This window comes from Methylobacterium sp. E-046 (assembly GCF_022829625.1).
GTDB classification, from domain to species: Bacteria; Pseudomonadota; Alphaproteobacteria; order Rhizobiales; family Beijerinckiaceae; genus Methylobacterium; species Methylobacterium longum.
In genome coordinates this window covers 45,827-56,481 of sequence record NZ_JAKSYP010000074.1, presented here as the reverse complement: position 1 = coordinate 56,481, position 10,655 = coordinate 45,827, and the positions used below count along the sequence as shown (strand labels likewise).

The window sequence follows — 10,655 nt, the reverse complement described above, 5'->3', positions numbered from 1 at the left end:
GGTCTCAACCCACGGCTTCGAGGCGGGGCAGGATGCGCGGCCGGGTCTCACAGGCCGCCCGATGCAGGGCGAGCTGCTCCTCCACGAAGCGGGAAAACCGGATCCGGAACAGGTCGGCCGAGAACATCTCGGCCTGCGCGCGGCACGCCTCGCGGGTGAAGCGGTCCTCCTGCTCGATGAATCCCCGCACGCAGGCCGCGACGGCCTCGGGATCGGGGGTGTCGAAGAACATCCCGGTGCGCTGCGGTCCGCGGACCTGGACCGTCTCCCGCACGCCGCCGCGGCCGAGCGCGAGGACGGGCGTGCCCTCCGCGGAGGCCTCGAGCACGATGATGCCGAAATCCTCCTCCGCGGCGAAGATGAAGGCGCGGGCGGTGGCCATGAGGTGGCGCAAGCCCTCGTCGGAGACGAAGCCCGCGAACGATACGTTCGGTCCCGCGATCGCGCGCAGGTGCGCGGCGTCCGGGCCTGAGCCGGCCACGACGAGCTGGAGGTCGGGCAGCCGCGCGAAGGCGCGCACGACCGCCTCGACGTTCTTGTAGGGGACGAGCCGACTCGCGACGAGGAAGTGGTTGCCGCGCGGTCCGTCGAAGCGCTGGCTGGACAGCGTGATGGGCGGATGGATCACCTCGGCGGTGCGGCCGTAGACCTTCTTGATGCGCCGCGCCACGAACGCGGAATTGGCCACGATGGCGTTCGGCCCGGCCGCCGTGCGGAAGTCCCACACGCGCATGTGATGCAGGATGAAGCGGGCGACGAGGCTCTTCGCGCCCGCCTCGCAGCCGCTCTCCCGCAGGTAGGTGTGCTGCATGTCCCAGGCGTAGCGCATGGGCGAGTGGACGTAGGAGATGTGGAGCTGGTCGGGCCCGGTCAGGACGCCCTTCGCCACCGCGTAGCTGCTGGAGATGATCAGGTCGTAGGCGGAGAGGTCGAACTGCTCGATCGCCAGCGGCATCAGCGGCAGGTAGTTCCGGTGCCGCGTGCGCGCGAAGGGCATGCGCTGGAGGAAGCTGGTCCGGGCGTGCGCGTAGCCGAGCCGGGCCCGATCCGCCTCCGGCAGGAAATCGAACAGCGCGTAGACGTCCGCGCCGGGATAGATCCGGAGCAGTTGCTCGAGGACACGCTCGGCACCCCCGACCACATACAACCAGTCGTGTACAATCGCGACGCGCATCGCAGCTTCCTCGCCGGTGCGCCGAACCCCTGAGCCAGAACGCCGTCCAGCGGGTCTCAACTTGGGATTTAGGCGGTGCCGGTCGCCAGTAGAGTTTCCAGCCCTAAAAAAGAAGTCAACACCTGGAATTCGAAGCCGAAATAAGATTGGTTTGGCAACAAAAGTGCGGAGGTAGGATTAATCGCCATATAATATTAATGTTAACGCCGGCGACGGGGTGGGTGATCGGTCTGTTCCTGGGCGATACACGGGCATGCCGGGCGATCGGTGGCCGCGCCTCGCGGCCTCGGCGGCCGGATGCGACCCGACCCCCGCCGAGGGGCGCGGCCGTGCGGCCGACCGGATCGGCCTTTCATTGCGTCACGGGGTCAAGGCCTCGCCCAGGGGCACGGACGCGGGCCGCTGGTCGAACCGGCGCCGAATGGCCGCGCTCAAGGGCGCCTCGACATGCCGGAACAGGCCTTCGCCGACCGCGGCCGAGGCCGCGAAGGCGATCACGAAGATCAGGGCGACGCGCGGGAGGCCCGGATCCAGGAGGACCGAGGCGATCTTCGCGGCGGTGTGCAAGAGCAGGTTGTGGACCAGATAGAAGGAATAGCTGGCGTTGCCCTGCGAGAGCAGCCAGCGTGCGCGCAGCATGACGCCGCCCCGCTCCAAGAGGAGCATGGCACCGACGATCAGGGTCGCGGCGGAGCCCCAGACCAGGGGTCGGGCGAAGCCCGTCAGTTCGGCGCCGGATCCGTAGGCGTCGCCCACCAGCTGACCGCTGAGAGCGACCAGGCCCGCGGTCGCGAAGGCCGCGCCCGCCACACGCCGCACCGGGAAGCCGGCCGGGAGCGCGTCGAGGCGCCGATAGGCGTAGCCGAGCCCGATCCCGGCCGCGAACTCGATCACGATGGGCTTCGTGTAGAAGGCCCAGTAGAGCCCCGGTAACGGCAGGAGCCCGAGCAGCGCCAGCCCGAGGAAGATCGCGGCTGCGGCCAGCGCTCGCCAGGCGAGATTTGGTATCCCCAGCAGACCGGCGAAGACTGCGTAGAAAAACATCTCGTAGTCGAGTGTCCATCCGACGGAGACCAGGGGCTCGATATATCCGCCACGCGAGAACGGCAGGAACAGGAGGGATTGCAACAAGTATTCGGGCCGGAATTCGGTGATGCCGATGGGCTTCAAGCCGGTCGCCGCGATGAGGGAAAGGCCCGCGGTGACGAGCCAGTAGACCGGCACGACCCGCGCCGCCCGCCGCAGCAGGAATCCCCTGGCATTCTCACGGCGCCCGGCGGTGCTCATGAACATGATGAAGCCGGACAGGACGAAGAAGATGTCGACGCCGGCCGCTCCGACCGCGAAGAGATCCGGCCGCGGCAGGATCGGCGCCGCGTAGGGGCCGAAATGGGTCAGGAAGACCAGGTACGCCGCCAGCGCGCGCAGGATCTGCAGGTTGTAAATCATGGCGCGCCGGCCGCTCGCGGGTGATCGCCCGCCCGATCCGGAGAAGGCGCGGCCACCATGCCGGATCCCCATCGGCCGAGTCACGGACTCTCGAGATTCTTCCTAAATGACCCGTCCTTATAAACTCCGGATACAGGGTAATTAGGCCACGACCGTCCCGAACTTCTCCACAAGTCCAGGCTGAGACAATCGAAAAGCCAAGCTAGAAAGTGCTTGGAAAGGCGACGCGATCAAAGTGGGCCGACCGACGCCGCTCAGGTCATCGGAGCCGGACTGCTTAACTCCGCCGCGGGCGCGGCAAACGCATTTACTATTAACGAATAGACACTTGACGGCAGGACTGTCTGCTCAATAGTGTGACGACAATTGAACGGAGGGGTTCCGCCTTGAATATCACGCAAGCTATCCGCGACATCCTCGGCTCGAACGAAGCATTCGCCGGCAAGGCCGATCAGCTTTCCGAGGACGACAGCCTGTTCGACATGGGCCTCGACTCGTTCGGCTCGGTGCAGCTGATGCTGGCGCTGGAGGAGCGCTTCAGCGTCGAGTTCCCCGATGCTCTGCTGAACCGCAAGTCCTTCGCGACGATCCGCGCGATCCGTGACGCCGTCTCCACGCTGGTCCGTCAGGAAGCCGCATGAGCACCCTGGCCGCGCGCGCAGAGCGGGCGGCGGCGGTGGCGGCGCGCCACGCCGACGCCGTCGACCGCGAGGGCCGCTTCCCCGAGGAGGCGGTCGCAGCCCTGAAGGCCGAGCGCCTCCTGGGCCTACAGATTCCGAGCCAGTTCGGCGGCGAGGGAGCCGGGCTCACGCAGATCGCGGAACTGTGCAGCACGCTCGGCCATGCCTGCAGCGCGGCCGCGATGGTCTTCGCGATGCACCACATCAAGGTGTCGAGCCTCGTCACCCACGCCCTCGACAGCGCGTGGCACTGCCGGCTGATGGAGCGGATCGCCCGCGAGCAGCTGCTCGTGGCCTCCTCGACCACCGAGGCCGGCATCGGCGGCGACCTGCGCAACAGCCTCTGCGCGGTGGAGACGACCGGCGAGGTCTTCGCGCTCGGCAAGGACGCGTCGGTGATCTCCTACGGGGCGCAGGCCGACCTGATCCTGGCCACGGCGAGGCGCAACCCGGACGCCGCGACCTCCGATCAGGTGCTCGTGGCGCTCCTGGCCGATCAGATCTCCCTGGCGCGCACCGGGGAGTGGGACACGCTCGGCATGCGGGGGACCTGCAGCGAGGGCTTCCGTCTGGAGGCCCGGGACGTGCCCGTCGAGCAGATCCTGCCCAAACCCTTCGCGGAGATCGCCGCGCAGTCGATGCTGGCCTCGTCGCACCTGCTCTGGAGCAGCGTCTGGTACGGGATCGCGAGCTACGCCGTCGATCGCGCCCGGGCCTTCGTGCAGGCCGAGGCGCGGCGGCGGCCCGGACAGGTCCCGCCGACGGCCCTGCGCCTGGCCGAGGTCTCCAACGCGCATCAGGCGATGCGCGGGACGATCGTGACCGCGCTCCGCCGGTTCGAGGATGCCCACGGGGACGCCGACACGATCGGCTCGCTCGGCTTCTGCGTGATGCTCAACAACCTGAAGGTCACCGTCTCCGACATGGCGGTGGACATCGTGCGGCGCGCGCTCTCGATCGTCGGGCTCGCCGGGTACAAGAACGACACGCCCTTCAGCCTCGGCCGACCGCTCCGCGATGTCCTGTCGGCGCCGCTGATGATCGGCAACGACCGCATCCTCGCCAACACCGCCAAGCTCCTGCTCGTGCAGAAGAGCAGCGGCCAGCTCATGAGCGCGTGATGGAATCCTTCTCCTCTCCCTCCGACGAAGCCCTGCTCGATGACGAGGCGGCGGGCGGTCCGACTTTCCTCGACCGCCTGTTCGACCACGGCCTGCTGATCCGCACCGGTGTCGATGGCCTGTACGGCCGCAGTGGCGCCTTCGAGAGCGTGGTCGATGCCCTCGACCGGCTGATCACCCGCCTCGGCGCGGCGGACGGTGCCGAGGTGATGCGCTTTCCGCCCGGCATGAGCCGGCCGGCCTTCGAGCGGAGCGGCTACCTCAAGGGCTTCCCGAACCTCGCCGGTACCGTCCACAGCTTCTGCGGCGACTCTGCGGGCCACGCCGAGATCCTCGCCTGCGTCGAGGCCGGGCGTGACTGGACGGGGCAGCAGGAGGCCAGCGACATCGTCCTGACGCCCGCCGCCTGCTACCCACTGTATCCCGTGGCCGCCGCCCGGGGCGCGCTGCCGGCCGAGGGGCGCCTGTTCGACCTGCAATCCTACTGCTTCCGGCGCGAGCCCTCGCTGGAGCCGACACGGATGCAGCTGTTCCGGATGCGCGAGTACGTCCGGATGGGCAGCCCCGAGCAGGTTCTGGCGTTCCGCGAATCGTGGCTCGAGCGCGGCACCGCCATGATGCGCGACCTCGGCCTGCCGCTGGCCATCGACGTGGCCAACGACCCGTTCTTCGGGCGGGCCGGCCGGATGCTCGCCAACAATCAGCGGGAGCAGGGGCTCAAGTTCGAGCTCAACGTGCCGGTCAACAGCGTCGAGAAGCCGACCGCCTGCCTCAGCTTCAACTACCACCAGGACCATTTCGGCAGCACCTGGGAGCTGCGCCAGGCCGATGGCGGCGTCGCCCACACGGCCTGCGTCGGCTTCGGGCTGGAGCGGATCACCCTGGCGCTCCTGCGCCATCACGGCCTCGACCTCGCCGCATGGCCCGCGGCGGTCCGCACCGCGCTGTGGGGCTGAGGCGGTGACCGCCGCGCTGCGCCTGCCCACGGGGCTCGGCCCAGCGGGACCCTACGTCCCGCACCGGCTCCACGGTACCGACCGGGACTGGCCGGAGACGAACTGCTACGTCGACCTCTGGATCGAGCTGCTGCACGGCCGCGGCCTCGTGCCGGAGGCGATGCTGGGCTTCACCCTGCGGCAGGATTTCGAGGGCGACCAGTTCACCTTCTTCAAGCCGCCGCCCGGGGACATCGAGCGGCTCTACGGCCTGGAGGTGCTGGAACTCGCCGTCTACAACGGCCTTGAGGCGCATGCGCTGATCCAGGCGCAGGCCGGCCGGCCGGTGCTGGTGGAGGTCGACGCGATTCACTTGCCCGATACGAGCGGGACGACCTACGGCCGCGACCACGCCAAGACCACCATCGGAATCCTGGCCCTCGATCCGGAGGCCGGGGAACTCGATTACCTCCACAATGCCGGCCGCTTCCGGCTGTCGGGAGGAGATTACGCCGGGATCTTCGGTCCGGCGGTGCTGCCGCCCTACGCCGAGTTCGTGAAGGCGGTCGCGCCGCCCATGAGCCTATCCGACCTGCCGGGCGCGGCTCGCGACCTGCTGTTGCGGCACCGCGCTCGGGCGCCCCGGCACAATCCGGTCCTCGCCTTCCGCGACGCGCTCGCCGCCACCGCCGAGGGCCTGGTCAGCCGGCCGCTCAGCGTGTTCCACGCCTACGCGTTCAACACGACCCGCCAGCTCGGTGCGAACTTCGAGATGCTGTCCAGTCACCTCGCGTGGCTCGAAGTCCAGGGCGTCGGCGCCTTCGCCCCAGCCGCTGAGGCCGCTGCCGACCTGAGCCGGGAGGCGAAGGCCTTCCAGTTCCAGCTCGCCCGCGCCTTCCACCGGCGCAGCGCCGCGGGGCTGGCCGCGCGACTCGATCCCCTCGCGGCGACCTACGAGCGCGTCTTCGCGTCCCTGGACCGGACGCTGGTCGCCTAGGTCACGCGATGGCCCGCATCCGCAGCGTCGACGGCCGGGGCCCGCAGCCTCTCTCCGGACCCTGGCGCGTCGCCGCGACGCCGGCGGGTGCCTGCGCGGGCCCCGGCGATCTCGACCGCGTGACCGACTGGATCCCGGCCTGCGTCCCGGGCACGGCCGCCGACGCCCTGCGCGCGGCCGGGCGTTGGACAGAGGCCGCGCCCGGGCCAATCCACGACCGCGACGTCTGGTACCGCACCTCCGTCGCCGGATCCGGACGGGTCCGCCTGCGCTTCGAGGGGCTCGCGACGCTGGCCGAGATCTGGCTCGACGGCGTGCCGGTCCTGACATCCCGCTCAATGTTCGAGGCGCAGGCCGTCGAGGCCGATCTCGGCGCGGAGGCCGATCTCGCGATCTGCTTCCGGTCGCTGCGCGCGGAGCTCGACCGCCCGGCCCCGCGCGGCCGCTGGCGCCCGCGGATGATCACGCCCGGGTCGCTGCGCCACGTCCGCACCAGCCCCCTCGGGTTCATGCCGGGCTGGTGCCCGGAGATCGACGGCGTCGGCCCCTACGGCCCGGTGACGATCGAGCCGGTCCGCCCCGGTCCTGCGTCGACCGACCTGCGCGCCATCCTCGACGGCGAGACCGGCCGCCTGGTCGCGCGCCTGCGGATGGAGGGCCGGCCGGCCGATGTGGCCCTCCTGTGCGGCGGGCACGAAGCGCCGCTCACCGAGGCTGAGCCCGGCCTCTTCACGGGGGAGCTCGCGCTCCCCGGCGTCGCGCCCTGGTGGCCCCACACCCACGGGACCCCCCATCTCCACGCGGTATCGGTGCGCGTCGACGGCGCGCTGGTCGATCTCGGCCGGGTCGGCTTCCGGACCGTGTCGCTGGCCAGGCCCTTCGAGGACGGCCTGTCGCTCGCGGTCAACGGCGTGCCGGTGTTCTGCCGCGGCGCCAACTGGACGCCGCCGGATCTCGTCGGGCTCGGCACCGACGGCACCCCGACGCTGCTCGCGCTCGCCCGCGAGGCCGGCATGAACATGCTGCGCGTGCCCGGCACCACGCTCTACCCGGCGTCGGACTTCTTCGACCTCTGCGACGAACTCGGCATCCTGGTCTGGCAGGACCTGATGCTGGCGAATTTCGACTATCCGCACGCCGATCCCGAATTCGCCGCCGGCCTCGCCCGGGAGGTCACGGCGTTCCTCGACCGCACGCAGACGGCGCCGTCGCTCTGCGTGCTGTGCGGGGGCAGCGAGGTCTGGCAGCAGGCCGCCATGCTCGGCGCCCCGCGCGCCGTCTGGGCCGACGCCTTCTGCGAGACGACCTTGCCGACGCTCGCCGCAGCCCTGCGCCCCGACCTCGTCGTGGTGCCCAACTCGCCCTCCGGCGGTACCCTTCCGTTCGGGCCGCGCGAGGGCTGCACGCATTACTTTGGCGTCGGTGCCTATCGCCGCCCTCTGGAGGATGCCCGCCGGGCGGAGGTCGGCTTCGCCAGCGAGTGTCTCGCCTTCGCCAACCCCCCCGAGCCCGGGACCCCGGGTCCGGCGGGGCCGGGCGATCCGCTCTGGGCCGCCGGCATCCCGCGCGACCGCGGCGCCGACTGGGACTTCGAGGACGTGCGCGATCACTACGTCGGCCTGCTCTACGGGCTCGATCCGGTCGCGCTGCGCGTGCACGACCCGGAGCGCTACCTCGAACTCGGCCGCGCGGCCGTGGCCGAGGTGATGGAGGCGACGTTCGCGGAGTGGCGCCGCCCGCGCTCGCCGACGGCGGGAGGCCTCGTCCTGTGCCTGCGGGACCTGGGACCGGGGGCGGGCTGGGGCGTCATCGACTGGACGCACCGCCCGAAATCGGCGTGGTACGCCCTGAAGCGCGCCTTCCGCCCCGTGCAGGTCGTCATCACCGACGAAGGCCTCGACGGGCTGCACCTCCACCTGCTCAACGAGACCGACGCGTCCCTTGAGGGCTCGCTGGCGCTGACCCTGTCCGATGCCGGCGGCCGTGTCGCGGCGCGGGCCGAGCGCGCCGTGGTGCTGGCCGGCCGTTGCGGCCTGACGCTGTCGTCCGCGAACCTGCTGGGCCGGTTCTTCGATGCCGCCGACAGCTACCGGTTCGGGCCGCGGATCCACGACGTCGCGCACGCGCGACTGACCGGCGCGGACGGGACCGTGATCGCCGAGAGCTTCCACTTTCCCGGCATCCGCCCGAGCGCGCGGGAGTCGGTGGGGCTGTGCGTCGAGCCCGTGACGACGGTCTCCGGTCCGGGACTGCACGTCTCCGCGAAGCGCCTCGCCCTCGGCGTCCAGGTGCAGGCACCCGGAGGCCGCCCCAGCGACAATCACTTCCATCTCGCGCCCGGGACGACGCGTACCCTCGTGTTCCCGGGGAGCGACCAGCTTCCGCGCGGCAGCGTCCGCGCGCTCAACAGCAACGAGATCGTGGAATTCGGTCATGATGGTTGAGGCGAGATCCGGGACCGGGCCGTCCGGCGGGCCATCCGAGCCGGCCCCGGTGACCTTCGGCGGCCTCTTCGGATGGTTCCACCCGGCGGCCGGACGGCGCGGCGTGGTCCTCTGCGGCGCGCACGGGTTCGAGCAGATGGCGGCGCACCGGCCCTGGCGGGTCCTGGCCGGTGAACTCGCGGCTGCGGGCTGCCCGACGCTGCGCTTCGACTACCCCGGAGAGGGAAACTCGGCCGATCCCCCAGAGGCGCGACTCGACGGATGTGTCGCGGCGGTCCGTCAGGCCATCGGCTTCCTGCGCGATACGGCCGGGGTGACCGAGATCGTCCTCGTCGGCCTGCGCCTGGGCGCGGCCTTCGCGGCGCTGGCCGCGGAGGAGGCGGCGGTGGACCGCCTCGTCCTGCTGGCGCCCGTCACCAGCGGACGCGCGTACCTGCGCGAGATGCGGCTGCGTGGCCAGACGATCGGGCGCCTGCCGGATGGTTCGGCCCCGCCGCAGGAGCCGGACAGCCTGCTGGTCGGCGGGTTTCGCATGGAGGCGGACTTCCTGGCCGATCTCGCGACCCTCAACCTCGCGCGGATCGGGCGGCCGCCGGCCCCGCGGATCCTGCTCCTCGCACCGGACGCCAGGGGGCTGGCCGGACACCTCGACACGCTGGGCTGTACCGTGACCGCGGGACCGTTCCCGGGGCTCGCGCAGCTGGTCGGCGACCCGATCTTCGCGAGCGTGCCAGAGGTGGATTTCAGGCGCATCACGGCCTTCGCCACGGACATGATGGCGCCGGACATGATGGCGAAGGACGCGATCGGGCCGGCGTATCTGCCTCCGGCGCATCTGGCGGGACCGGGATGGACGGAAGAGCCGGTCCGGTCCGTCCCGGGCCTGTTCGGGGTCCGGTGCGGACCGCCGATCCCGGATGCGGCCGCGCCCACGGTGCTCTTCGTCTCGACCGGCATGACCGTGCATTCCGGGTGGGGGCGGCAGACCACGAACCTCGCCCGGAGCCTCGCCGCCGAGGGCGTCCGCTCGGTCCGCTTCGATCTCCGCGGCATCGGCGACAGCGCGGAGCGGTCGGACGGCCGCAAGCCGCTCTTCGCGCCGGATGGATCGGGCGACGTGAGCGCGGCCATCGATCACGTTGCCGGCACGGGCGGTCCGATCATTCTCGTCGGCGGGTGCAGCGGCGCCTACGCGGCGTTCCACGCGCTCTGCCGGGACGCGCGCGTCGACGGGGCGCTCTTGATCAATCTGTACTGCTTCGACTGGGATCCTGATCAGGATCTCGACACCGTCATCCGGCAGACGTTCGGGAGCGTCAACACCTACGCGGGGCTTCTCGCGCAGGGTTCGACGTGGCGTCGTCTGCTCACCGGGAAGATCCGCGTTCGAGCCATCGCCGGGGCCCTGGCCCGGCGGGGCGCCGAATCGGCGCTCCGGCGCCTCCGCCGGGCATGGCGTCCCGGTGCACCGGGCGGCTCTGTCGCCCGGCGCGTCGCCGGACTCCGGCGCCGGGGCGCCCGGATCCACCTGCTCTACAGCGCAGGCGATCCCGGCCTCATGGCCGTGCGCCGCCACCTGGGTCGCTTCCCGGGTTGGGCCGAGCGGCGCCTCGGCGCCCCCGTGACGGTGGTGCCGGGGGCCGACCACAATCTCGGCTCACCACAGGCCCAGGTGCTGCTCGCACAGGCGCTGCGCGACCTCCTGCGCGCCGCACAGCGCGCCCCGGCGGTACGGCCGGGGGATGAAGCCCGTCCCCGCATCCCCGAGCCCGTCCTCGCCACGCCGGGATGGACGTGAGGCGTCGCGGCCATCGCGGCGTGACCGCCCGCACCGTCCGGACCGGGGGCGGAGCGC

General features: G+C 71.1%; 8 protein-coding genes. 6 read left to right on the top strand and 2 right to left on the bottom strand.

All coding sequences use genetic code 11. From position 1 onward, the window contains the following. Window positions 1–4: 4 nt before the first annotated feature. Entirely contained in the window at window positions 5–1,174 is a 1,170-nt protein-coding gene (locus MKK82_RS05510) for a glycosyltransferase (RefSeq protein ID WP_238287777.1), read from the bottom strand. 360 nt (window positions 1,175–1,534) lie between these two features. After that, window positions 1,535–2,623 carry an acyltransferase family protein gene (locus tag MKK82_RS05505; RefSeq protein WP_238287775.1) on the bottom strand — a complete coding sequence of 363 codons (1,089 nt, stop codon included), beginning with the start codon at window positions 2,621–2,623 and terminating at the stop codon, window positions 1,535–1,537. A 386-nt stretch (window positions 2,624–3,009) separates the two neighbouring features. On the opposite strand from MKK82_RS05505, the gene MKK82_RS05500 reads away from it, so the two are divergent. The 6 genes from MKK82_RS05500 to MKK82_RS05475 are packed head-to-tail and all read left to right on the top strand — an operon-like array spanning window position 3,010 to window position 10,598. Continuing rightward, window positions 3,010–3,264: an acyl carrier protein gene (locus tag MKK82_RS05500; RefSeq protein ID WP_238287774.1), complete on the top strand. Its 255-nt coding sequence runs from the start codon at window positions 3,010–3,012 to the stop codon at window positions 3,262–3,264. Further along, window positions 3,261–4,424, top strand: a complete 1,164-nt coding sequence (locus tag MKK82_RS05495; protein ID WP_238287773.1) for an acyl-CoA dehydrogenase family protein — start codon at window positions 3,261–3,263, stop codon at window positions 4,422–4,424. Before MKK82_RS05500 ends, MKK82_RS05495 begins: the two co-directional genes overlap by 4 nt. After that, window positions 4,424–5,380, top strand: a complete 957-nt coding sequence (locus MKK82_RS05490) for an amino acid--[acyl-carrier-protein] ligase (RefSeq protein ID WP_238287771.1) — start codon at window positions 4,424–4,426, stop codon at window positions 5,378–5,380. Before MKK82_RS05495 ends, MKK82_RS05490 begins: the two co-directional genes overlap by 1 nt. A 4-nt stretch (window positions 5,381–5,384) precedes the next feature. Continuing rightward, a complete protein-coding gene (locus MKK82_RS05485; protein ID WP_243984857.1) occupies window positions 5,385–6,356 on the top strand; it encodes a DUF1839 family protein in 972 nt (323 codons plus the stop codon). A gap of 8 nt (window positions 6,357–6,364) precedes the next feature. After that, the gene (locus tag MKK82_RS05480) at window positions 6,365–8,800 is read left to right on the top strand and encodes a glycoside hydrolase family 2 protein (protein WP_243984855.1); all 2,436 of its coding nucleotides are present in this window, start codon (window positions 6,365–6,367) and stop codon (window positions 8,798–8,800) included. Window positions 8,801–8,849: 49 nt separating this feature from the next. Then, entirely contained in the window at window positions 8,850–10,598 is a 1,749-nt protein-coding gene (locus tag MKK82_RS05475; protein ID WP_238287768.1) for an alpha/beta fold hydrolase, read from the top strand. Window positions 10,599–10,655 lie beyond the last annotated feature (57 nt).

Coding starts and splice junctions, on each gene's coding strand:
- MKK82_RS05495 (WP_238287773.1), top strand. CDS start 3,261: ATGAGCACCCTGGCCGCGCGCGCAGAGCGGGCGGCGGCGGTGGCGGCG.
- MKK82_RS05490 (WP_238287771.1), top strand. CDS start 4,424: ATGGAATCCTTCTCCTCTCCCTCCGACGAAGCCCTGCTCGATGACGAG.
- MKK82_RS05505 (WP_238287775.1), bottom strand. CDS start 2,623: ATGATTTACAACCTGCAGATCCTGCGCGCGCTGGCGGCGTACCTGGTC.
- MKK82_RS05480 (WP_243984855.1), top strand. CDS start 6,365: ATGGCCCGCATCCGCAGCGTCGACGGCCGGGGCCCGCAGCCTCTCTCC.
- MKK82_RS05510 (WP_238287777.1), bottom strand. CDS start 1,174: ATGCGCGTCGCGATTGTACACGACTGGTTGTATGTGGTCGGGGGTGCC.